Source organism: Nostoc sp. ChiVER01 (assembly GCF_034531155.1).
Classification (GTDB): domain Bacteria; phylum Cyanobacteriota; class Cyanobacteriia; order Cyanobacteriales; family Nostocaceae; genus Nostoc.
In genome coordinates this window covers 83,838-108,744 of record NZ_JAVRBS010000008.1, presented here as the reverse complement: position 1 = coordinate 108,744, position 24,907 = coordinate 83,838, and the positions used below count along the sequence as shown (strand labels likewise).

General features: G+C 42.8%; 17 protein-coding genes. 5 read left to right on the top strand and 12 right to left on the bottom strand.

Going from position 1 to position 24,907, the window contains the following annotated elements; genetic code table 11:
• Positions 1-681: 681 nt before the first annotated feature.
• Positions 682-2,403 (top strand): fasciclin domain-containing protein, encoded by a 1,722-nt coding sequence (locus RMY00_RS12975; protein WP_322647940.1) that lies wholly within the window; start codon positions 682-684, stop codon positions 2,401-2,403.
• A gap of 83 nt (positions 2,404-2,486) precedes the next feature.
• On the opposite strand, the gene RMY00_RS12970 is transcribed toward RMY00_RS12975, so the two are convergent.
• A complete protein-coding gene (locus RMY00_RS12970) occupies positions 2,487-3,152 on the bottom strand; it encodes a class I SAM-dependent methyltransferase (RefSeq protein ID WP_322647939.1) in 666 nt (221 codons plus the stop codon).
• A 188-nt stretch (positions 3,153-3,340) separates the two neighbouring features.
• Between RMY00_RS12970 and RMY00_RS12965 the strand changes: the two genes are divergently transcribed.
• On the top strand, positions 3,341-3,577 hold the full coding sequence (locus RMY00_RS12965) for a hypothetical protein (RefSeq protein ID WP_322647938.1): 237 nt from the start codon (positions 3,341-3,343) through the stop codon (positions 3,575-3,577).
• 358 nt (positions 3,578-3,935) lie between these two features.
• Here the strand turns inward: RMY00_RS12965 and RMY00_RS12960 are convergent, their stop codons facing one another.
• The 3 genes from RMY00_RS12960 to RMY00_RS12950 all read right to left on the bottom strand — a co-directional run bounded on the left by RMY00_RS12960 (position 3,936) and on the right by RMY00_RS12950 (position 6,392).
• Complete coding sequence (locus RMY00_RS12960) at positions 3,936-4,868, bottom strand: alpha/beta hydrolase (protein WP_322647937.1); 933 nt, start codon at positions 4,866-4,868, stop codon at positions 3,936-3,938.
• A 19-nt stretch (positions 4,869-4,887) separates the two neighbouring features.
• The gene (locus tag RMY00_RS12955; RefSeq protein WP_322647936.1) at positions 4,888-5,394 is read right to left on the bottom strand and encodes a DUF4112 domain-containing protein; all 507 of its coding nucleotides are present in this window, start codon (positions 5,392-5,394) and stop codon (positions 4,888-4,890) included.
• A 92-nt stretch (positions 5,395-5,486) separates the two neighbouring features.
• A complete protein-coding gene (locus RMY00_RS12950; RefSeq protein ID WP_322647935.1) occupies positions 5,487-6,392 on the bottom strand; it encodes a YihY/virulence factor BrkB family protein in 906 nt (301 codons plus the stop codon).
• Positions 6,393-6,520: 128 nt separating this feature from the next.
• Between RMY00_RS12950 and RMY00_RS12945 the strand changes: the two genes are divergently transcribed.
• Positions 6,521-6,985, top strand: a complete 465-nt coding sequence (locus RMY00_RS12945) for a hypothetical protein (RefSeq protein ID WP_322647934.1) — start codon at positions 6,521-6,523, stop codon at positions 6,983-6,985.
• 146 nt (positions 6,986-7,131) lie between these two features.
• On the opposite strand, the gene RMY00_RS12940 is transcribed toward RMY00_RS12945, so the two are convergent.
• The 4 genes from RMY00_RS12940 to RMY00_RS12925 all read right to left on the bottom strand — a co-directional run bounded on the left by RMY00_RS12940 (position 7,132) and on the right by RMY00_RS12925 (position 12,749).
• Positions 7,132-9,606 (bottom strand): EAL domain-containing protein, encoded by a 2,475-nt coding sequence (locus RMY00_RS12940; RefSeq protein WP_322647933.1) that lies wholly within the window; start codon positions 9,604-9,606, stop codon positions 7,132-7,134.
• A 19-nt stretch (positions 9,607-9,625) separates the two neighbouring features.
• On the bottom strand, positions 9,626-10,663 hold the full coding sequence (locus RMY00_RS12935) for a sensor histidine kinase (protein ID WP_322647932.1): 1,038 nt from the start codon (positions 10,661-10,663) through the stop codon (positions 9,626-9,628).
• 144 nt (positions 10,664-10,807) lie between these two features.
• Positions 10,808-11,236, bottom strand: a complete 429-nt coding sequence (locus tag RMY00_RS12930) for a response regulator (RefSeq protein WP_322647931.1) — start codon at positions 11,234-11,236, stop codon at positions 10,808-10,810.
• Positions 11,237-11,255: 19 nt separating this feature from the next.
• A complete protein-coding gene (locus RMY00_RS12925) occupies positions 11,256-12,749 on the bottom strand; it encodes a sensor histidine kinase (protein WP_322647930.1) in 1,494 nt (497 codons plus the stop codon).
• A gap of 741 nt (positions 12,750-13,490) precedes the next feature.
• On the opposite strand from RMY00_RS12925, the gene RMY00_RS12920 reads away from it, so the two are divergent.
• Both RMY00_RS12920 and RMY00_RS12915 read left to right on the top strand, forming a co-directional pair.
• On the top strand, positions 13,491-14,720 hold the full coding sequence (locus tag RMY00_RS12920) for a tetratricopeptide repeat protein (protein ID WP_322647929.1): 1,230 nt from the start codon (positions 13,491-13,493) through the stop codon (positions 14,718-14,720).
• Between the two features lie 530 nt (positions 14,721-15,250).
• The gene (locus RMY00_RS12915; RefSeq protein ID WP_322647928.1) at positions 15,251-16,246 is read left to right on the top strand and encodes a folate-binding protein; all 996 of its coding nucleotides are present in this window, start codon (positions 15,251-15,253) and stop codon (positions 16,244-16,246) included.
• A 5-nt stretch (positions 16,247-16,251) separates the two neighbouring features.
• Here RMY00_RS12915 and RMY00_RS12910 read toward each other — a convergent pair whose 3' ends face one another.
• The 4 genes from RMY00_RS12910 to RMY00_RS12895 all read right to left on the bottom strand — a co-directional run bounded on the left by RMY00_RS12910 (position 16,252) and on the right by RMY00_RS12895 (position 24,673).
• Positions 16,252-17,238 carry a DUF5331 domain-containing protein gene (locus RMY00_RS12910; RefSeq protein WP_322647927.1) on the bottom strand — a complete coding sequence of 329 codons (987 nt, stop codon included), beginning with the start codon at positions 17,236-17,238 and terminating at the stop codon, positions 16,252-16,254.
• A 55-nt stretch (positions 17,239-17,293) separates the two neighbouring features.
• Positions 17,294-17,620, bottom strand: a complete 327-nt coding sequence (locus RMY00_RS12905) for a (2Fe-2S) ferredoxin domain-containing protein (protein WP_322647926.1) — start codon at positions 17,618-17,620, stop codon at positions 17,294-17,296.
• Between the two features lie 80 nt (positions 17,621-17,700).
• Positions 17,701-18,675, bottom strand: a complete 975-nt coding sequence (locus tag RMY00_RS12900; protein WP_322647925.1) for a cysteine synthase A — start codon at positions 18,673-18,675, stop codon at positions 17,701-17,703.
• A 232-nt stretch (positions 18,676-18,907) separates the two neighbouring features.
• A complete protein-coding gene (locus RMY00_RS12895; protein WP_322647924.1) occupies positions 18,908-24,673 on the bottom strand; it encodes an FG-GAP-like repeat-containing protein in 5,766 nt (1,921 codons plus the stop codon).
• Positions 24,674-24,907: the final 234 nt, after the last annotated feature.

The window sequence follows — 24,907 nt, the reverse complement described above, 5'->3', positions numbered from 1 at the left end:
ATCATGCTTCACAGTAGTTAAAACGCCATAATACGTTGCATTTATGTGAAAATACTGGGTTAAAGGGTGGATTAAAACCGGATTTATTACTTTATATCCAGAGGAGTTCTCAGGAAAAATGTTACATATTAGACACTTTAAAAATTCTAATTTATCCGTAGATTCACTTTTATAAAATTGTATTTTGCAAAAAAATAATTCCTAGCCAAAAATCTTGGCGCAATCATGCCTAACATTTTTGATTGCGATGCTAATTTTCAGTCTAGTATTTGAAAATTTACTGTCACAGACAACTATCTAAAGAGTGAAAGTTCTTCCTCGAAATCCAGCCAATAGTTAGTTGTATAATTTACCTCAAAGATTAATAATACAGTATATAGCCAAGACAAATTTTATTTCTTAAATGTTGCTAAAGATTATGATTCATGTAGCTTGACGGCATTAACCATCTTCTGCAATCATAAAGAGATGGCTATTAAAAGCTAATTATTCTAGTGCTTGGCTGCGATTTTATAACTGATAAAATCGCATACTTGCATGTAAGAATCTTTATTTTTGCAACATATCCATATACCACAATATCGTTGCTTATGCATATTAGTGTTATATGCGGTTTTTGAAAAACCAAATAGAAATTTTGTACTGCGTGTGGTGAAAATTCAGATAATAGAGGATGTTTCCATGTTTAGTTCCTTTCGTTGGCCATCAGCAAGGGTTGCTTTAGTAGTTCTGGGAATGACAGCTGCTACAATCACTCCCATCGTAATATCTACCCCAGCCTCATCTCAAACTACTGTTCCATCTACGACACCATCACAAGACACACAATCACCTGCAACACCATCACCTGCGACACCATCGCCTACTTCAACAGTAAACTTGTCTGATGTTTCCTCAGATTATTGGGCGCGTCCCTTCATTCAAGCCTTAGCTGAAAATAACGTAATTAGTGGCTTTCCTGATGGCAGCTTCAGGCCGAATCAAGGTGTGACTCGTGCAGAGTTTGCCGCCCTAATTCAAAAAGCTTTCCCTAGCCAAAATCGAGTTCGGCAATTAAGCGCAGGTGGATTTAGAGATGTTCCTGCTGGCTATTGGGCGGCTTCTGCAATTCAGAACGCTTACGAAACTGGATTTTTGGCAGGCTATCCTGGTAACGTGTTTAGACCCAATGAACAAATACCGAAGGTACAGGCGATCGTTGCTATAACCAGTGGTTTGGGTTTAACTGGTAGCACCACTGGAAGCAGTACTGACCTCAGCACCTACTACAACGACGCTTCAGCTATTCCAGGCTATGCTGTTGCTGGTGTGACAGCAGCAACTCAATCTAATATTGTTGTTAATTATCCAGATGTAAAACAACTCAATCCGCAACAGCCTCTAACTCGTGCTGAAGCTGCGGCAATTTTATATCAAGCTTTGGCTAAACAAGGAAAGGTGCAACCCATTGCGAGCAATCTTCCAGCTAGTCAATATATTGTCGGTTCAACTCAAACCGGTACTGATATTGTTTCTCTTGCTGCATCCAGTAGTTCTTTGACAACTCTGACTTCTTTATTAAGAACATCAGGTTTAGCAGATATTCTTCAACAGCCTGGCCCTTATACAGTCTTCGCTCCCACCGATCAAGCATTTGCTGCTTTACCTGCTGCTACCTTACAGCAATTACAGCAACCAGAAAACAGAGATGCATTGATTAAGATTTTGTCATACCATGTGGTTCCTGGTGCAGTAACTTCTAGTCAACTCTCGGCTGGAGAACTGAGAACCTCTGAACAAAGCCCTGTAAATATTAAAATTGATCGCGCTAATAATCAAGTTGCGGTGAATAATGCCACAGTTATTCAGGCAGACGTAAAAGCTAGCAATGGTGTTATCCATGCAATTAACCAAGTCCTGATCCCGCCTGATGTTAAGCTCAGTCAGTTAAATCAACCAGGGACAGGAACCCCAAATGCTACAACGCCTGAGGTGAGGCCAGGTAGAACTACTCTTGGTGGCCCTAGCTATATTGGAGTTGCTGGTAACATTGGTTTGAGTGGTAACGATACAGCTTTGAGTGATGGTAACTTTGCAGCAATTAGCAAAATTGGTCTGACACGCAATATATCAGCACGACCATCAGTGATCTTTGGGGATGATACACTAATTCTGGTTCCCTTGACTTTGGATTTTTCGCCCCGCACAGCAGGTTCAGTGGGTTCAAGAACCTTTGCCATATCTCCTTATATTGGTGCTGGTGTAGCAATTGAAGCTAATGCTAATACTGATGTTGGATTACTGTTAACTGGTGGTGTAGACCTTCCTGTTGGTTCTCGATTTACGGTGACAGGTGGTGTAAATGCTGCTTTTCTGGATGACACTGATGTAGGGCTATTATTTGGCGTTGGCTACAACTTCTAAGTAAATAGAAGTAGAACACGCAATGGGGTAGCATATCTATGCTACCCTTATTTATATCAATACTAAGTTTGCATCAAACTGTATTAAGGTCGCTTGATGGCTAAAGTAAGCCCATCAGCAATGGGGACAAGGGAGAGCGTTACCCGTTCGTCATGATGTAACTTCTCGTTGAGCGCCCGGATAGCTTGGGTGCTTTCATCTCGATTTTCTGGGTTAGCAACTTGTCCTGACCATAAAACATTATCAATAGCAATCAATCCACCTGGACGCACTAATTGCAGCGATCGCTCATAATATCCATCATAATTTTCTTTATCAGCATCAATAAAAGCAAAATCAAATGTCTCGGCTTGCCCAGTTGCCAACAGCTGATCTAAAGTTTCTAAACCGGGTGCTAATCGTAGATCGATTTTATCGGCAACTCCAGCTTCTTGCCAATATCGGCGGGCGATCGCAGTAAATTCTTCACTTACATCAGCAGCGATTATCTTCCCATCAGGCGGTAGCGCCAAAGCTACAGAAAGTGAGCTATAACCAGTAAATACTCCAACTTCTAGGGTTTTCTTAGCTCCAATAAGCTGCACCAAAAGTCTCATAAACTGCCCTTGTTCTGGTGAAATCTGCATTCCACTTCGGGGATGGCTGGCGGTTTCTTGGCGCAACTTCAAAAGAATCTCCGGTTCCCGCAGCGAAACAGATAAAAGGTAATTATAGAGTTGGAGATCAAGACCTATAGACTGTTTTGGCATAGTAGGTGAGAGAATTTAAAGAAACTACAGTTATACTATCGCTTAAGAGTGGTTTATCAGGAATCCCCAGTCAGCTTAATCTCTATCGTCTTCGTCTGGGTCTGGTATTTGTATTTTTAGCTTTAAGAAATTCTTAGGATTTGGGAAGACTAACTTTATGTTGATGCGGTTATGGCTAGCCTATAGCAATGAAAATTTCTCACAAACTGGCAGGCGAGCAATTCCGAGATTTAAAAACTTGCCAAAATGGCAACCAAATTCTAATTAACCAAGTTAAATTGTACAAAGATAAACGACTTCAAGGGTTTTGTTATCAGGGACTACCACGTAAGCAAATTCCTTTTGTAAAACACTATTTACTAAGTGATTTACAAGAAAAAACTATCTCTACCAATTATTTGCAGAGGATTTTCATCAGCAGATAAATATTAATAATCAGGTTTGGTATTTGCTGCAACAGGACTATTAAATGCTTATGGGCGTTGTTGTTGAAGTACGCATTAAACCTAAAATAAGGGCAACGTCTGTATACATTCCTGTTCACTTCAGCAGCAAATAGCTGAGTGGGAGTTTGAAAGCTGACTGATACGCTTCCTCCCACTCTCTTTTTATTCTTCTATTGATAAATAAAGTTTTTCTGTCCGTAATTATGAATTATATCATGTCCGCCTAATTAGTTATAATTCCCGCATATATGCAAAAACTAGGAAAACTTCTTTCCCCCTGCTCCCTGCCCCCTGCTCCCCTGCGGTTTTAATGATAAGTCTTTCACCGAACACGATATTATTGGTCAGTATCCCGTAAAAACTCAATAATCGCTGCATTCAATACTTCAGAAGCACCACTTGAGGCATCATGATAGCAGTTAGACAAAATTTGTAATTTAGAATTGGGAATATACTGATGCAATTTTTCACCATGACTAACAGGAAACCAACTATCTTGTTCACCCCACAAAACTAATGTAGGACACTTAATTTTACTTAGGCTATTTTGAATTTTGGTGAGCATATTAGGCTTATTTTCTTGCCAATTCTCAATTTCTCGCGCTGCTATTTGTAACTCTTCGGCGACTTTTGCAACTGTACCAGGTAGCTCAATAAATGGGTAAGTTATCCAATAAACATCTTCCTGTGTCAAAATTGACGGATCAAATAATACTCTACGTCTTTCTATCGCCATAATTTCTCTAAATAGAGGTGCAAACAAATATGCTAGACGTAAAGAATCAATTGTTTGTATTATTTCCAAAGGCGTTTGGGCAAGTAACCACATAGCCCAATGGGGTAGACGTTCGGCAAAAATAGGTACATTTACAACTATAAGCCGCCCGACTAACTGCGGATTTTCTTGAGCAATGGCAAGGGCAACCAATCCCCCCAAAGATTCAGCCACAATCACTGCGGGTTCGTCACATAATGCCTCAATAACTCTTTTAAACTCAATAACTTGATGACCGTTGTGTTCTCTACGCGATAATGGTTTTTCGGAAAAACCAAAACATTTGGCATCAAAACAAATTACCCGAAAATATTTAGATAATGGGGCTATACTATGGCGCCAATTATAGCTCCAACTACCCATGCCATGTAATAAAATTAACGGTTTACCTTTACCTTTTTCGCCATAAGCAATTTGTACAGGATACCCTTGTGCATCAGTAATAATTAGACTTTGCCGCCCTTTAGGAAAAGTAGCTTGCCACCAATCTTTCATTCCGTTATTAATAAATAATTTAACTGCCAGTTAAGGCATTCCACAGCATTCTAACTAGTATTACTGGTAATGCTACTAAAACAATGGCAATCAGCAACAATCCTACCAAAACACCAAAGATAAACCACCTGTCTGCACTCTTTTGCTGACTAGGAAACTTTAAGTAATCTTCCAACAGCTTGATATTATTAGTATTAGCTCTCCAGGTAAAATCAAAAAAGTCTCCCAAAACTGGGACAGCGCCTACTAAGCCATCAATGATTACATTTAGAACCATTTTGCCTAAAGTGGCTCTAGATACACCCAGCCGCGCTGCTTCTAGGATGATGTAGCTAGAAAACATGATTCCCAAAAAATCACCACCAATAGGTATTAATCCTAAAATTGGATCTAGACCAAAACCAATCTGCGTACCAGGAATGGTAATAACGTTATCAAGCAGTCGGCTTAACTGACGTAGACGCTTCAAGGTGGGTGCTTTGGCATCGGGTTCAATCATCGAAAATCGAAAAGGAGAATCAGGCATGAAGGCGATCGCTAAGTTTGTCTTGAATCGTTAGACATTCTACTCCCCTATTGAACTTTTGCAAAAATTTTCTCAGAGATTTATAATGATATTTACAAATTAATATTTTTTACGAGATCCTGACGTGCTTTTGGGCGCATATCTTCACCGACAGTCACATTCAACTGATCGCCGATTAACAGAACCGCAGCACTCATCAATAACCAAAGCATTAAAACTATCACAGCCCCTACTGCGCCATAGACTTTATTATAATTGCCAAAATTCGCCACATAAAGCCGAAATAGAGCTGACAATATCGCCCAGAAAACAGCTGCTAAAATTGCTCCAGGCATCATTGGCGTGCCTGAGTTCCACTGGCTTGGGCCATAGCGATAGACAAAGCTAAAGGCGACAGCAACAATGCTTAAAGCTAAAGGCCAGCGTAACAGTTGCCAAAGATGCAACAAGAAAATCAAAGAACTATTTCCACGCACTACCATTGCCAATAGAAAATCACTGGTAAACACTAAGAAAGAAGCCAACACTAAAAGCAACATAGTACCGACTGTTAATCCCAGAGAGACGAGCTTGGCTTTCCAAAAGGGACGGATGTTTTCTGAAGGAATTTGATGGATTTGGTCGAAGGCAGTCATAGCAGTACTCACCGCCCCAGAAGCAGTCCAAATTGCTAATACGAAGCTCAGAGAAAATAAACCACTGTTTTTGGAGCTGGTAATTTCTGTAGTGGCAAAATCACGAATCAGAGCCAAGGCTTGTTCTGGTAGAACTTGACTGAGTTGTGCGGCCAGTTGTTTAAAGGTAGCTTGTAAAGATTCTGCTAATAAGCCAATGGCTGTAACGATCGCAAGAATTGCCGGAAACAGGGATAACATAGCATTGAAGGCAATTTCCGAGGCGAGTCCAAAAAGTCGTCTTTCCATTGTCCTAGCAAAAGTTTTTTTGAGCGTGTGCCAATTGAGGTGGCGAAAGAAGCGTAAAAAACGAGGCTTTGGCATAATTTAGAGTTAAAACTGGTTAGCTTTATTAATTACTTTGCCAAATTTTGCGTAGCGATCGCATTTATCTTTTTTCCGCAATAATACTTAGTAGGGAGTGGGGGAAGAAAACAAATGACAAATTATTTATGAATCAAGATTTAACACAAGAGTGGTTGACCGAAATCCAGACAATCAAAGAGCAGATGGCGGTACTTCAGAGCGATCGCGATGCTGCTTGGGAAAGCGCCCAAAGATGGCGTCAGCTTTACAACACAGAAGCAGAACAAAGGCGCACAGATGCCCAATTGTCCCAACAGGCGATCGCATCCCTCAAGGCAGAATTGCATAAACTCCAGGGTCTTGAGATGGAAACACTGGCTCCTGGAACGCCAGTAACAGCAATCCAACAAGAAATAGAACAACTAAAATCTGTAGAGGAATTGCAAGATAAACTCATCAGCGTAATCAAAGAACGCGATCGCCTCTTGCAAGCTTTGAAAACTGAGCAGGATAAGCACGCTCAAACCCGCAATAGCCTTACTACTGCTTTGGGTGATGCTATTGATAGCTTGACACAGGAACGAGCCAAAGGAGAAAAAGAGAGTAAATAAGGGACTTTCAAATAAAAAAATAATCAATAGTTTTGGAAGGCAGGGGGAGAAAAAATTGGATAGTGATGTTGGATGTAGAAATTGAATAATTTAATTCTTGGATGGGATGTCCCTAACCTACCGCTAAATACTTAGGCTTTGTAACACTATTCTTGTCTCGGCTGAATGCCAGATGCAAGTAATGTTTCTATCGATTTGCTATCTAAAGGTTTGGAGAAGAAATATCCTTGTGCGTGCTTACATTTCATGGCTCTAAGTAGTGCCAGTTGCTCTACAGTTTCTACGCCCTCTGCTATTACATCTATATTTAGACTCTGAGCTAGGGTGATGATCGCTTGAACAATCTCCAAGTTTTCGCCGTTAGCACCAATTTTGGTAACAAAAGAACGATCAATCTTCAAGGCGTTACTTGCAAAGCGGTGCAGGTAACTCAAAGATGAATAGCCTATACCAAAATCATCTAAGTGTATTTGGATATTCATCTCTTGCAGTTGCAAGAGCATAAAAGTTGCTGATTGAATATTTTCCATCAGTACGCTTTCGGTAATCTCCAGCTTTAAGTTGCTGCCTTCCAGACCAGTCTCTTGCATAATTTGGCAAATTTGCTCAATTAGCCCAGGCTGTGAGAATTGTTTAGTGGAAAGATTTACACTAATTGTCAAGGGTGGGTCAATAGGAAATTGTATTTGCCAAGCATGCATCTGCCGACAAGCTTCGCGCAGTACCCAATAACCAATAGGGATAATCAACCCAGTTTCTTCCGCTAGTGGAATAAAGTTGTCTGGAGGAATTAATCCCTGTTGTGGGTGCTGCCAGCGAACAAGAGCCTCAAAACCAATAATTTTGTAAGTTTCTAACAATACAATTGGCTGGTAGTAAACCTGAAACTCCTGGCGTTCAACTGCCCGCCGTAGATCCATCTCTAACTCTAATTGCTCCGTTGCTTGCCTGTACATGCTTGAGTCAAATATCTCATGGCGTGCCTTACCCAATGCCTTAGCGCGATACATTGCAATATCAGCATCGCGTAGTAGTTCTTCTGGTAGGTTGTAATTACCCTTATTTAAAGCGATACCAATGCTGACGGTGGTAAATACCTCATATCCACTGAGTTGGAATGCAGATGTCAGAGCTTCGTGTATCCGCTCCACTACGCCTGTTACGTCATTGATATTGTTGAGATCCTCAAGCAAAATCGTAAACTCATCTCCCCCTAGACGCGCAACCGTATCTCCAGCACGTAGGCAGCTTTCTAGTCTGCGAGCAAGGGCAGTTAGTAGTTGATCGCCAATTGTATGGCCAAGACTGTCGTTAACAACTTTGAAGCGATCTAGGTCTAGAAAGAGAACAGCAAATGTATAGTTCGCACGTCGTTTTGACAGCATCAGCGCCCGTTCTAGTCGTTCCATAAATAAGGCGCGGTTTGGCAGACCCGTTAATATATCGTGAAAAGCGTCATAAATTAATTGCGCCTCTGCAAGTTTTAGGGCAGTAATGTTGCGAGAAATACTCAAAACACAATATACTGAGCCATCGCTAGCGAATTCAGGCACAAGACGGATATGGTAATGTTTTGTTTCCTGAGCGATCGCTAAACTGCATTCAAACTCCGTCTCTTGCTTAGTTTGGAAAACTTGCTGGAGTTTGCGATCGCATATCCGGCAAAATTCGTCTGGCAGATTTAACTCTGTGTTTGTTTTGCCAATAAATGTTTCGGCTGAGATTCCTGTAACATTTTCAATAACTGGATTAACGTAAACGTAGCGCAATTGAGTGTTAAATCTGGAAATAATATCAGGTGCATTTTCAACTAATGCTTTAAATTCTTGCTGACGACGCGCTAGTGCCTTCAATATTTGCTGACGCTCGGTAATATCCTGAAAAACGCAAACTGCACCCGTGATGTTACCGTTGTCATCTTTAATCGCTGCAACACTATCATCAATTGGGATTTCTGTACCGTTTTTAGTAATAAGTATCGTTTTTTCTGGTAGACCGACATTAACGCCAGATTGAAGGACTTGCTTGATCGGACTTTCAATTGTTATCCGAGTTTCTTCATGAGCAATATTAAATATTTCTGTTGCTTCTTTACCAAAGGCATCAGAATAATTCCAACCCGTCAGCCCTTCTGCCATAGGATTCATAAAAGTTACATTTCCAGAGGCATCGCTAGTAATGACAGCATCTCCAATACTTTTAAGTACAGTAGTCAACCATTGTTCATTCTGTTTTAACTTTTTTTCTGTTCGATGTTTAGAAAGTGTAATTTCAATAGTGAACTTTAATTCCTTTTCTTTGAAAGGCTTGAGAATGTAGCCAAATGGCTCTGTTTCCTTTGCTCGATTCAATGTTGATTCATCTGCATTAGCGGTAAGATATATTACTGGAATTTTAAAAATATTATGAATTATTTGAGCGGCCTCCACACCGTCCATCTTTCCTTTGAGATGAATATCCATTAAAACTAAATCTAGAGAATCATTTGCTGCTTTTTTAATAGCTTCTTCTCCAGAATCGGCAAGCCCCATAACAGTGTATCCAAATTTTCTTAGCCGATTTTGTATATCCATTGCTACGATTATTTCATCTTCAACAACTAATATATTTACTGGATTCATGATTTTTAAGCTTATAGCTTTATAAATTCTTAGTCGGGAATATAATTTTATACTCTACTCCGTTATAGCTGATAAAATCGATATTGCCCTGTAGCTGATGTGTTAGACCTTTGACTAATCGCAAACCTAACGATTCTGTAGCTTGAAAGTCAAAATTTTGGGCAAAACCGACACCATTATCACTGATAGTAAGTTTAAATAAATTTGCTTCTATGGAACAAAATTCAATACAAATTTCTCCTAATTCTCTTTGAGGAAAGGCATATTTTAGTGAATTTGAAATAAGCTCATTGATAATCAAGCCACAAGGAATAGCTGCATCAATGGCTAAAAAAACCTCCTCAACGTTCATTTTTAAGGTAATAGCACTGGAATTAACGTTATATGAATAAAATAAATTAGTTACTAAATCTTGGATATAATCAGCAAAATTAATCTTTGCCAAGTCTTGAGATTGATATAGTTTCTCGTGGATCAAAGCCATTGAGTCAATCCGGTTCTGGCTATCTTTGAATACCTCAAGGGCTTGATTATCCTTGAGATACTCTGCTTGCAGGTTGAGCAGACTAGAAATAATCTGCAAATTATTTTTTACTCGATGATGAATTTCTTTTAATAGCACCTCTTTTTCTTGAAGCGATGCTTTAATCTGCTCCTCTGCTTGTTTACGCTCTCGTCTCACCTGTGCCTCACGTAACTCGCGGGCAACAGCAGGGATAAGTCGTGCTAAATTGCCTTTGATAATGTAGTCATGGGCACCAGCTTTCATGGCTGCTACTGCGGTATCTTCACCAATAGTGCCTGAGACAATAATAAATGGCAAGTCAAGTCCACTTTCCTTGACTTGCTTCAATGCAGCAGGGGCGCTAAAGGTGGGCATAGAATAATCGCATATGACGATATCCCATATTTGCCCAGCGATCGCAGCTTTCATAGCTGTGGGCGTATCAATCCGTTCAAAGGTTACTTGATAGCCACCACGTTGCAGTTCACGCAGCACCAACAAAGCGTCATCTTCTGAATCCTCAACAAGTAACACGCGCAGTGGTATACCCATGTAATTCGTAATTCGCAATTAAGAAAGTTAGCCTTGGACTCTAGCCGCATTTTGAAGGACTGGTATAACGGACTTCCAAGAAATAAATTATCCAATTTCACCGAATTAAAAGGATTTTCTCTCCCTCTGCTCCCTGCCCCCTGCCTATACCCTTGGCGGTGATTCGTTTAACACAAACCAGTACAATCCTAGTTGTCGCACTGCTTCACTGAATTGAGAAAAGTCTACTGGTTTACGAACATAGCTGTTGGCACCTAAGCTATAACCATTGATTAAGTCTTGCTCCTCTTTGGAGGAAGTGAGAATGACGACGGGAAGGATTTTTGTCCTGTCGTCGGTTCGCAGGTGTCGCAAAACTTCCAAACCATCCATTTTAGGCAACTTCAAATCTAGCAGGATAAGATTCGGCATAACGCTCATGTCGCGATCGGCGTATATACCTTTACCAAACAGATAATCTAGGGCTTCTACCCCATCGCGTGCCACTATTACCTCGTTCATAATATTGTTTTTCTTGAGTGCGCGTAGGGTTAGCGCTTCATCATCAGGATTATCTTCTACAAGTAAAATCATGTTGTGTGTTCTCCTATAGTTAAAGGGTGAAGTAAAATGTTGCGCCTTGCTCTACTGCACTTTGCGCCCAGACACGGCCACCATGACGGTGGATAATGCGTTGCACAGTAGCTAGTCCGATGCCAGTGCCTTCAAACTCAGTCATGGCGTGTAGGCGCTGAAAAGCACCAAAAAGTTTATCAATATAAGCCATATCGAAGCCTGTGCCATCGTCACGGACAAAATACACATGGGTGTCATCTTGCTGCAAAAGCCCAAATTCTATGCGTGCTTTTTGATTTTTTCCTGTAAACTTCCACGCATTTCCCAGCAGGTTTTCTAGCACGATCCGTAAAAGATGAGTATCACCATTGGCAACCAATCCCGGTGTAATTACAAACTCTACTTGGCGTTCTGGTTGTGTTCTGTGCAACTCTGTGGCGATCGCTTCCACCAATGCGCTCAGATCCACCTTTTCGTAACGCATCTCACTACGCGTTAGTCTTGACAGATTCAGTAAATCGTCGATCAGTTGTGCCATTCGCTGGGTGGCTGCACGCACTCGCTGTAGGTAATTTTGCCCTAGTGCGTCAAGGTTATCACTATAATCTTCTAGTAGCGCTTGGCTAAAGCCGTCGATGCTCCGTAAGGGGGCCCGCAGATCGTGAGATACAGAATAACTAAATGCTTCCATTTCTCTATTAGTGGCTTCGAGTTGTGCTGTACGTTCTGCAACTCGCCCCTCAAGCTCGGCGTTCAAGCGCAGAATCTCTGACTCTGCCTTTTTACGCTCATTAATTTCAGTTTGCAATTCTTCGTTAGTGTTTCTCAGTTCGGCAGTCCGTTTGCTAACTTCTATTTCTAACTCATCACGAGCTTTTTGCAGAGAATTTTCCATCCGCTTGCGTTTGAGAAGTTCCTGATTGGTAATCATCGCTGCTAAACCGACGATCGCAGAAGCGATAACGCTGCCAAAAATAGTTAGCAAAGTTGCTTGATGAGCGCTGATGTTCGCCTCTCTCGACCTCTGTTTCAACAACTCATTCTCTTCTTTCTCCATATCTGTAGTCAGCATTCGGATGTCCTCCATAACCTGCTGACCTTGATCTGTCTGAATTATTTGCAGCGCAGATTCTAAATTTTTGCTCCTGGCGTTAATTGCCTGTTCCATCAAAACTAGTTTTTTGGCAACCAGGGGTTCAAGGCGATCAAGCCGCCGTTGTTGACTGGGGTTATCCGCAGTCAATTGGCGCAAAGTCTTAATTTTCTGAGTAATCTCGCTAGTTGCAGTGCGATAGGGTTCTAGATACCGTTCTTTACCTGTGAGAATATAGCCTCGTTGTCCAGTCTCTGCATCTTTGATTTGTGACATTACTTCTTTAGTTTTGTCCAGCACCTCGCGTGTATGTGTTACCCATTGAGCATTTTCTCTATACTGAAGCAAACTAAGATACGAAACTACGCCAACACCAGTCATAATTGCGACTGCTATTACAAAACTGCCCGTATTCTTTTTGTAAATAGCCCATTCCATTTTTTACCTTCCTAGTTGAAAAAGTAGCTGCTGACTAAATTGGTAAAAACGGTGAGCCACCTCTGTAGACGGGTAACACCTATTAGTGCAGCGTTAGCGACCTTAGAAAATCCTTACCTCTACCTCTAAGCAAGCTACGCGTTAGCGTCGTACCGCACAGAAGGAGAAGGTTGACTAGCAGCCCGAGTCCAAGCGGCTATATCTTCGTTCCAACCAAACAAGACCCATGAAAAAATTGGCTTGCTGAATAAGAAAACCGATATAGAGACGCGATATATCGCTTCTCTACCTCTTGATTCATGTCTAAATCAGTAATGCCAAAAGTTTTTCACAGTACTACTCGTCATAGTCGTGCTAACTGATACCAAGTTTCTTAACTTCAAGAGCAAATTAGCTCTAATAAAGGATACCTATATTTAGTTAATTATTGGGAGCGTATATTTCCTGACTCATGGGAAGACAAATAATAAACTTTATTAAATTATTCAGTATATCCCGTAAGTATTTTCAATAGATTCTCGCTTGCATAAATTATGTAAACATGATAAACAAACCCATCAATTACACTTAAAAACCTTTGTCTATACTAGCTTGATATTAGCTTGATTGTTTTAGTATTTAGAATAAATAGAGACATAAAGCAATGTCAGTGACGCTTCGGAATTGCTGGAATAAGGTAAAAATAATAGGGTATGGGGATAATTAACTTATGCAACCAACTCAAGGCAAGGTAAAGTACACATGTTTAGGCGTTTAATTGTGATTGTTACTGCTGCTATGCTTTTTAGCAGTTCCTTGACGCTGGCACAAACTAAAAACCCCAAAGTACCGGATAAATTTCCTCCTAATCCCCTAGAAATTACCACACCCGATCCACTGCTACCACGTTCGCCCAAAGATAAACAGCCGTTAACTCTCCAAGAACAGCAAAAGTTAGAACCGGCGTTGGATGCCTTAAATCAAGAAGCAGCAGCGAAACTGCAAGCAGGAGATCAAGTGGCGGCGTTTGAAATTTGGAACCGGGAACTTCGTTTGCGCCGCTTTTTAGGTTCATTAGCAGAGGTGCAAGCACTATCACGAGTCGGGGCGATCGCCTGGAAGCAAAATGATGGACAAGAAGTACAATACATAACGCAGCGATTGCAAGCAATTCAAAAGCAGGCACAATCTCAGAAAACAACTGCCCCAATTGATCTAGAATTGTGGCGATCGCTAGGTCAAGCTTATCAAAATGTGCGATCGCCTAAACTAGCTGCGGAAGCTTACGACCAAGTTTTGCTAGTGGTACGGCAACAAAAAGATACAACAGCACTCATAGAAACACTCAAGACAATTGGAGAAGTGCATTTGAGTTGGTTTGATTATCCCAAAGCTGCGCCAATCTACGAGGAATTATTGAGTTTAGCTACATCTGTTGGCGAACGTGTAAATGAGGTAACATATCTGCGACAGTTGGCTGAAATTTACGATTGGACAAGCCAACCACAGCAATCATTGAATGTACTTAATAAACTAGTAGAAATTTACGTTGGTGAAAATAATCTTACTGAAATACCACAATTAAAGCTAGCGATCGCCTCAGATTACGAATCTCTAGCAAAGAAAGATCCTAACTTACTGCTAGAAGCTTTTAATAATTATCAAGAAGCTTATACTACTGCTTGGCAATTAAAGGAATACGTTCGTGCTGGTGAAGCTTTGCAGAAGTTAATTGCGCTGTACCGTTCTCAAGGACAAACAGAGGAGGCTTTGCAAGCTAGCCAAATTCTTGTGGAGACAGAGACGCAAGCCGCCAATTTTTACGGGCTGATGCAAGCTTATGACCAAATTGGACAATTGTATCTAGAACGCAAAGAATTTCCTCAAGCACTAACAGCTTTTCAGAAAGGGTTAGAAGTAGCGCAACAACTTAAACATGAGGAAGCATACTTTGCTGGGCAAATTAAAAAAGTCTCGAAAGAAAATTTTTAATACCAATTATGTATGAAGATGTACAGAATATTAAACGAACCGCCCTTCGGGTGACGCTCCTTCTCTGCGAGACGCTACGCGAACGTCGCTAACGCTACGCTAACACCAGTCGCCTACGGTGGGAAACCCGCCTACAGCGCTGGTTCACCAAGTACGCCAAGAATAGAGAGTTACTCATTTAGTACAGCTTCACATTAAATTGGTATCAATTACAATGTAATGTTGAAAACCAGCGTAGGCACAGCCCGCCCTTGGCATCGCCTTGCCATTGAAGCCGCAAACGCTTATACCAATTCTCCAAAAGGATGCAACAGATATAAATCACGAAAGTCTTACTGCATCTAAGTTTCTTAATTGCGTTAGCCAAGCGGGGCGTTAGCTCATTACGTTAGCGCAGCGTTAGCGTTCGCGTAGCGTCTCGTAGAGAGGAACGAGCGTCATTGCGAATTGCGAATTGCGAATTGCGAATTGGTATTATTTGCTAAGATTTTCAGTGCGACAACATTGAAACAGGGCAACTTCTCATCACTATGCCAACATCTACAATTGACGATAAAGATGCAGCAGCTATCCAAGCTGCCAGAGTTGGGGTTGCAATATGCGATCGCACCGCCTGGGGACGTATCAAAGTAGCTGGCGACGATCGCCTCAATTTCTTACACAACCAAAGCACTAACAATTTCCAAATACTCAAGCCTGGGCAAGGTTGCGATACAGTTTTCGTCACTTCCACAGCCAGAACAATTGATTTAGCAACCGCCTACGTTAGAGAAGATGCAGTAATCCTGCTGGTTTCACCCAACCGTCGCCAATATCTCATGGAATGGCTGGATAAATATATTTTCTTTGCCGATAAGGTGGAATTATCTGATATTACAGAATACACCAATACTTTTAGCCTTATTGGCCCAGGAAGTGACGCTGTTTTAGAAAAGTTGGGTATTGGCGAACTTATTGGGCAACCTTACGGTAGTCATAAAGTATACACAATTGCTCCGGCTGAAGGGGTACGGATTGCTGTGGGTAGTGGGTTAGCGGCTCCCGGATATACCTTAACTTTCCCCTATACTGACAAAGAAACGGTGTGGAATAAATTGTTAGAAGTTGGGGCAGTAGAAATGAGCGATCGCGCTTGGGATGCCTTGCGAATCTTACAAGGCCGCCCCGCCCCAGATGCGGAACTTACAGATGATTACAATCCTTTAGAAGTTGGTTTGTGGCAAACAATTTCTTTTAATAAAGGTTGCTATATTGGGCAAGAAACCATTGCTCGATTAAATACATATAAAGGTGTAAAACAACACCTTTTGGGTATACGCCTCAGTGCCCCTGCTTCAGTTGGAAGTGCGATCGCAGTTGGAGATGAAAAGGTCGGCAAACTTACTAGTTACACAGAAACCACTGATGGTTACTTTGGGCTAGGTTACATTCGCACTAAAGCTGGTGGCGTGGGGTTGAAAGTCAAAGTGGGAGAAACTGAAGGTGAAGTTATAGAAATCCCGTTTGTTTCTCACGATTACCCATAACTAATTCAAGTCAAAATATCTTCTTCCTTATTCCTAGCGCCGTAACAAAATTCATCTACCCAAGAAGCTATACTACGGGCATTAGTGGTTTCTAGATTCACTTTGCTCTTAACATTTTCTAGTTGAATATTCGGCTGTTTCCCATTGCTTTTAATCTCAGTAGTAATTGCTAGCGATGCTTCTGAAGGGAGCCGCCCAAGGGGCGATGTCTGACGACAAGCTGCAAAGCAGCTACGGACTGGTTTACCATTACTATTAATGTCAGTGGTAATTGCCAATGATGCGCTCACAGGGATTCGGACAGGTGGCGCGTTGCTTTTAACCTCGGTAGCTAATGCCACTGATGACATAGTTTTGGCTTTGCTGTTAACCTCACTGGTCATTGTCGCCGATCCTCTTGAAGGTAACTGACCAGAGTGCCAGCGCACTGGTTGATGTCCCCTTGGGAAACCAGAGGATGGCGTTTTTACCGGAGTGTCTGGAGCAATTTTAGTTGCTGCTACTACCAACTCCGGTTTGCGTGTGCGAACTACTTCAGTGTTAGCTGTAATCGATGACACAAGTTCATCAGTGCGTGACAAGTTGGAATCTAGAGTCTTGGTAAGAGAATGAGAGGTAATCTGGCTGGCAGTTACAACCGATGAAAGATGTTGATCCTCAGAATGCTTCTCATCTGGCGACTCACTATCAACTTGGGTTATAGCCATAGAATGGTCTAATTTTATTAAACGTAACTCTTCATCAGGATTGAAGTTAAGACCTAAAGCGGCGACTATTTTATCTGGATCGTTATTCAGATCCAGCATAAAAGCAAGTATTTCATCAAACTGGGGTTCTAAAACAGAAAGTGTTGCCAAAATAAAACCGGACAAAGGACGGCGTAGACCATCGTAAGTGCCCCAAATTCGTATTTTGACCAGCCAGGAAATATTTTGCTCATAGTAACTCAGCCACTTTTGTTTTAAGGATTGACGCAGCTGTTGGATATTCATTGGATACCTCACTTCAGTCAACAATATTGCAGACATTGATATTGAAAATTTGGCTTTATTTCTGGTGATGAAACCGATAATAGAGCATCTGTTGGACTCTTTGACCACCTAGCAAATGATTTTCTATCAGTAGAGATACTTCATCGGGTTGAATGCCGCTATACCAAACCATATCAGGTAATACCAGCACCATCGGCCCATTGCCGCATTGTCCCAAACAGCTGCTAGCCGTTACCGTTACACCAGGGATTGGCAGAGCTGTAAAAGCTGCTAAAACTTTAGCTGCACCTTGCTTTTTGCAAGTGCGATTTTGACAAACCCGCACACATTTAGGAGAAGAGGGTTGATCTATTGTGGGGAAGTTTGATGGTTGAGTTGTCATTTGTCATTTGTCCTTTGTCATTTGTCATTTGTCATTCGTCACTTGTCCTTTGCTAATGACCAATGACTAATGACTAATGACTAATCTATTGAAAGTCCTTTTGAGGCTAGCCATTCAGGGTTGAATATCCGCGACTGATAGCGAGAACCACTATCACATAAGATGGTGACAATGGTATGTCCTGGCCCCAACTGCTTTGCTAGGGCGACAGCTGCCCCAACATTAATACCTGTTGAACCGCCCATTAATAGTCCATCTTTCCTTAGCAGTTGGTAAACTACCCGTAAAGCTTCTTGGTCATCGATTTGGATGGCATCATCAGCAGGTGCGCCTTCCATATTGGCTGTAACGCGACCGTTACCAATGCCTTCAGTGATAGAACTTCCTTCTATATGGATTTCGCCGGTTTTGACATAACTATAAAGTCCACTACCCAATGGATCGGCTACAACGCATTTAATTGCCGGATTTTGTTCTTTCAAGTACAAAGCCACACCAGCATAAGTACCACCAGTACCAGTTGCAGTTGTCCATGCATCTATTTTACCATCTGTCTGTGTCCAAATTTCTGGCCCTGTGGTTTCGTAGTGGGCGCGGCGGTTGGCTAAGTTATCAAACTGATTTGCCCAAATAGCGTTTTCTAACTCAGCAGCGACTCTGCCAGATAGTTTGACGTAGTTGTTTGGGTCTTTGTAGGGTACAGCAGGGACGGGACGAACTTCTGCGCCTAGTGCTGTTAGTGCGTCTATTTTTTCTTGTGACTGAGTATCGGGAATAATAATTAGGCATTTGTAGCCTTTGGCGTTGCAAATATGCGCCAGCCCAATGCCAGTATTACCAGCAGTTCCTTCTACAACTGTGCCACCGGGTTTGAGTAAACCATTCTTTTCTGCGTCTTCGATAATATAAAGTGCGGCGCGGTCTTTGACGGAACCGCCAGGATTGAGAAATTCTGCTTTAGCGAGGATTTCACATCCTGTTTCTTCACTGAAGCTGTTTAAGCGAATCAGAGGTGTGTTACCAACAGCACCGACGAAGCCATTCTTAATATCCATTTTGGCTATACCTGTGTGAGTATCTATAAAAATTTTGGCTTATAGCGATCGCATAATTTACAACTAATTTGCCTAAAATCCTATAATGCCTATGAAAAGAAAGACGCGATTCATCGCGTCTCTACAAGGGGCGATCAAAAAAATGATCGCTACTTACACATTATGGTTTATTTGCGTAGTTTACCGCCGTAGGCATCGCAGCATTTCGGATATCAGACGAGCGATACATTTGTTAAATTGTGGTTGCTAAATTAACTTTGATAATTACATCATTGAAATCCTTGTCGCCACCACCAGGCAAATCCTCAAAGCCAAAGGTGTTACTTGCTAACAGGCGAATGTGATCCGACTGATCAGAATTAGCACCCAAGAATGGAAAATAAACCGCCGGATCGTTATTAGAATTGTTATCTAAAAGCGCATCAGGACGACCATTAACAATAATAAAGGGAACAAAAATCGCACCGGGTTGAAAAGTACCACTGTAAGTAGCACTACTTTGGTTACTCGCACTCAAATCAATACCAGCAACCCGATCACGCACAGCAGCCTGAGTATAACCAGCCTGTCCCGTGAGAATATCAGCATTGCCGTCGCCATTGGTATCAATTCCACCCTGAACATCAGTCACTTGATAGAAGCCGACGTAATTGTTGTAAGACGCCTCTCTATTAACGTTAAATTGAACCTTGACTGATTGTTTGATATCTCGCAAATCAATCACTTCCCCTTGGAATTTATCTTGGAGATTTGTACCTAAAAGTAAAGCTTGATCTGTCTGTTTAATTTTCACCACTAAAGCATTAAAATCTGTGGCACTGTTACCAGAAGCATCTTTCCAAGCGAGAGAGAAACGATCATCACCCAAATCTGTAATTTTTTGGGTTAAAACACTAGAAAACAGTAATTTTCCGATGGAGTTAGGATTATTGCGTACATCATCAAGCGTACCGTCTTGAACTAATAAGAATCTCAAACTCTGACCAGAATTCAATTCCAGCAGAGTGGTGAGATTATTGGTGTCAAATCCCTTAGGGATTTTAGCGATCGCTGATAAAATTACTTTTGACCGATCTATTGCTGCTTTGGCATAACCTTCAGCACCAGGGGCAATACCATTAATCGTACCTTTGGCATCATCAACAGTAAATAAAACCAGTTCATTCACCAGCTTAGAACTTTGTCCAGTGAGTTTGATTTCCAGTTTGACTTTGGCATCTTTACCTGTAATGTTAAAGACATCATCATCCGGGTTAGTGAGACGGCTGGGTGTTTCAACATTATTATTAACATTAATAGTCAATCCTTTCTCAAAGGTGAGATTACCATCATCAGTGGTACGAACGCGGATTTTGTAACTAGATTTAGTTTTAAAGTCTGGAGAATTGTTGATTTTGAGGCTATTGCCATCAATGGTGAAGGCATTATTATCAACATCGTCAATTCCCGAAACTAAGCTATAGGTGAAGGTATCTTCTGGATCTGGGTCAGTGCTGCTAAATGTGCCGATGACTGTTCCCGCTTGCACATTTGCATCGACATCTGTCTTACTCAATGCCAAATCTGTGGGTTTGTCATTAACATTGTTGACATTAACAATAAAGGCACGAGAAGTTACTTGCTCCCCATCACTGACATTGAGAGTGATTTTTGATTGACCATATTTAGTAGCAGCAGGTGTGACAGTGATAGTGCGATCGCTTCCTGTACCACTAATCAAAATACCATTGTTGGGAATTAAATCTAGGTTAGATGAACTTGCTGTCACCGTCAGATTACTAGCAGCCGTTTCCGAGTCACCGATGCTAAAAGGAATTTCGGCTGTGGCGGTATCCTGATCAATGGTTTGGTCGGGAATATCACCGCTAGTAGTAACTTTGACAAACGCTAAATTGCTATTTGTACCCGCAGATGGGGTATCGTCTCCAAAGAAGAGGAAATTGGGCTTTTCGTAGACATCAGGTATGGGAGTCGGTGTTACAGCAGCAGTGTAATCTCTTACTTTACCTGTCAATTTGGCGACACCATCAGCAAATAGGGTGTAATTGTCGCCTAAAATTGCCAAATCGTAGTTGACTGCTGTTGTAGCGGTGTTAAAGTCCACCCTTTCGGCTTGGGTGAATAGGGTTTTGAATGGATTACCAGAAGTATCAGGTTCCAGAGACGGATCTTTTTGTGTTGTGCCGTCATCCTGAGCAAAAATCCGGTCAGTGAGGAACCCTAATTCAATACCCTTTTTGTCTTGATCGAGAACAATAACGCTAAATCCAGCCCGATCTGTTTCGGCATCATTATTCTTATCGGCAGTGGTAGCTAAAGTTTGAGAATTTACCTGTAACCCAAAGGAGACAACAAACCCAGTATTCCTATCAAGGGTAGGGAAGAGACTATTTAAAGGGTTAGGGGTTAAAGATGTTCCAGTGATACCGTAGTTAGTATAACCAGCATCGGCTGAATTATTGGTCGTTAAATTAGTTGTATTATTTGTAGCAGAAGTGGTCGCAGTACCAGGCTGTGCAATAACTTGATAAGCAAACCAAGGTGCATCTTTAGCTGCACCTGATTCTTCAGGTTTCTTACCAGTACTACCGTCGTAAAGAACTAGTGTATTGCCAACACTGGGTGCATCGTTGACAGCAGCCACTTTGACTGTTTTTGTTACAGCTGCACTTTTAGTTCCTGTGTCATCGGTTAAAACTATCTCTACAGTACGGTCAACAGTGGCAGGATTTTTAGAAGTGTTAGTAAAAGTAATATTACGTACTAAAGCTTGAGTTGCTGCTACAGTAGCGGCAGAATTCAGGTTAATGACTAAACTCTCAGTACCAATACCACCACTAAAGTTACCAATTTTGGTGCTGCCGTAATAAATTTCCCTACCATCGAGGTTAATTTCAGTTCCCCCGGTGCCTTGATTGCGAATACTTAAGCGATCGCCTGCTGTCCCCCCACTAGTGAAGCGGACTGTAAGATTACCTGTATTTAAGTTGGGCGAGTCAGTATCGCTGACAGTTGCATTTAAATCTAAAACAGTTGCGGCGGAGTTTTCAGTATAGACAATACTATCACCAGGTAAGGTAATGACTGGGGCAACAGGTTCGGCAATTGTTAAAGTGGCACTGGGGTTAGCATTGAGTAGCACTGAGACATTATTGCTGTTAATGTTAGCAGCAGCCAAATCCAGCTTGCCGTCGCCGTTAAAGTCTCCCACTGTGACTGAAATAGGACTAGTGCCGACGCTGAAGTTGGTGGCAGTGGCAAAGCTGCCTGTGCCGTCGCCAAGCAGAACTGAGACATTATTGCTACTGACGTTAGCAGCCAAATCCAGCTTGCCGTCGCCGTTAAAGTCTCCTACTGTGACTGAAAAGGGACTAGTGCCGACGCTGAAGTTGGTGGCAGTGGCAAAGCTGCCTGTGCCGTCGCCAAGCAGAACTGAGACATCATTACTATTGATATTAGCAGCAGCCAAATCTAGCTTGCCGTCGCCGTTGAAGTCTCCCACTGTGACTGAAATGGGATTAGTGCCGACACTGAAGTTGGTGGCAGTGGCAAAGCTGCCACTGCCGTTGCCTAGCAGCACTGAGACATTATTGCCATTGATGTTAGCAGCAGCCAAATCCAGCTTGCCGTCACCGTTGAAGTCTCCCACTGTGACTGATCGGGGATTAGTGCCGACGCTGAAGTTGGTGGCAGTGGCAAAGCTGCCACTGCCGTTGCCTAGCAACACTGAGACATTATTGCTGTCGATGTTAGCAGCAGCCAAATCCAGCTTGCCGTCGCCGTTGAAGTCTCCCACCCTGACTGAAATAGGACTAGTGCCGACGCTGAAGTTGGTGGCAGTAGCAAAGTTGCCACTGCCGTCGCCTAGCAGCACTGAGACATTATTACCATTGATGTTAGCAGCAGCCAAATCCAGCTTGCCGTCGCCGTTGAAGTCTCCCACCCTGACTGAAATGGGATTATTGCCGACGCTGAAGTTGGTGGCAGTGGCAAAGCTGCCACTGCCGTTACCTAGCAGCACTGAGACATTATTGCTGTCTCTATTAGCAGCAGCCAAATCCAGCTTGCCGTCGCCGTTGAAGTCTCCCACTGCGACTGAAAAGGGACTAGTGCCGACGCTGAAGTTGGTGGCTGGTTGAAAATTGGCGGTGCTGTTGGCACCAAGAATGTAGTCTGGACTGGCTTCTAGGTTGACAGTGACAGTTTCGTTGGGGTCAGAGACTCCATCAGCGATCGCTTTGACTGTTAAGGTAGCGGTGGTTTGCCCGGCGGCGATGGTGAAAGTGTTGGCTGTGACATCGGTAATATTTGTACCTGCTGCCAAGGTGTAATCGGTGGTGGCGGTGGCGGTGCCTGTGGTGTTGAAGTTGACGACTAAACCACCAACTGGGGCAGGAGTATCGAGGCTAATGGTAAAAGTGCCATCTGTAACGCCTTCTTTGGGGCTGGTGCCTGCGGTGATGCTGATTTTGGGAGTAGTATTCAACAGGACTGAGACATTATTGCTACTGACGTTAGCAGCAGCCAAATCCAGCTTACCGTCGCCGTTGAAGTCTCCCACTGTTACTGAACTGGCATTACTGCCAACGGTGAAGTTGGTGGCAGTGGCAAAGCTGCCTGTGCCGTTGCCTACCAGCACGGAGACTGTGTTGCCGTTAGCCATAGCCAAGTCCAGCTTGCCGTCGCCGTTGAAGTCTCCCACTGTGACTGAATTGATAACACTGCCAACCGTGAAGTCGGTGGCAGTACCAAAGCCGCCTGTGCCGTTCCCCAGCAGCACGGAGACTGTGTTGCCGTTAGCCACAGCCAAGTCCAGCTTGCCGTCGCCGTTGAAGTCTCCTACTGTGACTGAAGTGGGATAATTCCCAACGGAGAAGTTGGTGGCGGTGCCAAAGCCACCAGTGCCGTTCCCCAGCAGCACGGAAACTGTGCTACTGGTGTAGAAGTTAGGAGTAGCCAAGTCCAGCTTGCCGTCGCCGTTGAAGTCTGCCACTGTGACTGAAAATGGACCAGCGCCGACGGCGAAGTTGGTGGCGTTGGCAAAGCCGCCAGTGCCGTTCCCCAGCAGCACAGAGATTGTGCTGTCGTAGAAGTTAGAGATAGCCAAGTCTAGCTTGCCGTCGTTGTTGAGGTCTGCCACTATGACTGACCGGGAACCCTTGCCAACGGAGAAGTCGGTGGCGGTGTAAAAGGCGCCTGTACCATTCCCTAGCAGCACGGAGACTGTACCGTAGTAGTTGAGGTTAGCCACAGCCAAGTCCAGCTTGCTGTCGCCGTTGAAGTCTCCCACTGTGACTGAAAAGGGACTAGTGCCGACGGTGAAGTTGGTGGCAGTGTTAAAGCCACCTGTGCCATTCCCCAGCAGCACGGAGACGGTGTTGCTGCCTTGGTTAGTCACAGCCAAGTCCAGCTTGCCGTCGCCGTTGAAGTCTCTCACTGTGACTGAACTGGGACTACTACCGACGGAGAAGTTGGTGGCGGTGTCAAAGGTGGCGAATACTCCGGGGTAGACTTCCCTAATTTCTGGTTGCAACGCTAGTGTAGAGGCGATTTGCCCGATCTTCATTTCTAGTTCCCAACTTCCCCCTTGTTGGGCGTTGCCAACTTTTTTATCTGAGGCGGCGATGTTTGCCCCAGTAAGTTGATGTAGCTGTTCTATAAAGGTTTTTCCCGTTTCTTCTCTGGCGACTTCACAGCCATAAATAAGGATTTCGGCAGCAAGCCATTGTTGTAGGTGCTGGCGATAGGTGTGGAGGTTGTCTAAATTTAGTTGACTACTACCTAGTTGCAAACTGCCGGAGCTACCGTGGGCAATTATCTGGATACTGGCTGCCGGATAGTTGTGGCAGAGGGCGCTGATTTGGGCAATACCGTCTTGGTGTTTGTTGAGGACAGTTACTTTGGCTGTGGGTATGATGCCTTGGACGAGTATTTGATGATCTTCAATTGCTGAGTCGATGATGACTAGGGTGTGCTTTGTGGTAGTTGCAGTTGTCATAATGTTTAAGTTTTTCCCTGTTTTGGTATTCATTTGACCTTGGGTAAAATTACTTAGTGGTCAGATCCCCAACTTCTCTAATAAGTCGGAGATATTAAAGCTCCCAGTAGAATTGCGGCGGCGAAGAGCAGGGGTGAGAAATGTTTTAATGAATTTATGTAGCTATTGACTTGATTTTGTATGTATGTATAGTTAATAACTAAACGCCCAACACTCTAGCAATGTTTATTACTA

Excerpts from the sequence above, each read along its gene's own strand:
- RMY00_RS12915 (WP_322647928.1), top strand. The coding sequence starts at position 15,251 with ATGCCAACATCTACAATTGACGATAAAGATGCAGCAGCTATCCAAGCT.
- RMY00_RS12935 (WP_322647932.1), bottom strand. The coding sequence starts at position 10,663 with ATGGGTATACCACTGCGCGTGTTACTTGTTGAGGATTCAGAAGATGAC.
- RMY00_RS12940 (WP_322647933.1), bottom strand. The coding sequence starts at position 9,606 with ATGAATCCAGTAAATATATTAGTTGTTGAAGATGAAATAATCGTAGCA.
- RMY00_RS12895 (WP_322647924.1), bottom strand. The coding sequence starts at position 24,673 with ATGACAACTGCAACTACCACAAAGCACACCCTAGTCATCATCGACTCA.
- RMY00_RS12960 (WP_322647937.1), bottom strand. The coding sequence starts at position 4,868 with ATGAAAGATTGGTGGCAAGCTACTTTTCCTAAAGGGCGGCAAAGTCTA.
- RMY00_RS12970 (WP_322647939.1), bottom strand. The coding sequence starts at position 3,152 with ATGCCAAAACAGTCTATAGGTCTTGATCTCCAACTCTATAATTACCTT.
- RMY00_RS12930 (WP_322647931.1), bottom strand. The coding sequence starts at position 11,236 with ATGATTTTACTTGTAGAAGATAATCCTGATGATGAAGCGCTAACCCTA.
- RMY00_RS12950 (WP_322647935.1), bottom strand. The coding sequence starts at position 6,392 with ATGCCAAAGCCTCGTTTTTTACGCTTCTTTCGCCACCTCAATTGGCAC.
- RMY00_RS12905 (WP_322647926.1), bottom strand. The coding sequence starts at position 17,620 with ATGACAACTCAACCATCAAACTTCCCCACAATAGATCAACCCTCTTCT.
- RMY00_RS12955 (WP_322647936.1), bottom strand. The coding sequence starts at position 5,394 with ATGCCTGATTCTCCTTTTCGATTTTCGATGATTGAACCCGATGCCAAA.
- RMY00_RS12975 (WP_322647940.1), top strand. The coding sequence starts at position 682 with ATGTTTAGTTCCTTTCGTTGGCCATCAGCAAGGGTTGCTTTAGTAGTT.
- RMY00_RS12945 (WP_322647934.1), top strand. The coding sequence starts at position 6,521 with ATGAATCAAGATTTAACACAAGAGTGGTTGACCGAAATCCAGACAATC.
- RMY00_RS12910 (WP_322647927.1), bottom strand. The coding sequence starts at position 17,238 with ATGAATATCCAACAGCTGCGTCAATCCTTAAAACAAAAGTGGCTGAGT.
- RMY00_RS12925 (WP_322647930.1), bottom strand. The coding sequence starts at position 12,749 with ATGGAATGGGCTATTTACAAAAAGAATACGGGCAGTTTTGTAATAGCA.
- RMY00_RS12900 (WP_322647925.1), bottom strand. The coding sequence starts at position 18,675 with ATGGATATTAAGAATGGCTTCGTCGGTGCTGTTGGTAACACACCTCTG.
- RMY00_RS12965 (WP_322647938.1), top strand. The coding sequence starts at position 3,341 with ATGAAAATTTCTCACAAACTGGCAGGCGAGCAATTCCGAGATTTAAAA.
- RMY00_RS12920 (WP_322647929.1), top strand. The coding sequence starts at position 13,491 with ATGTTTAGGCGTTTAATTGTGATTGTTACTGCTGCTATGCTTTTTAGC.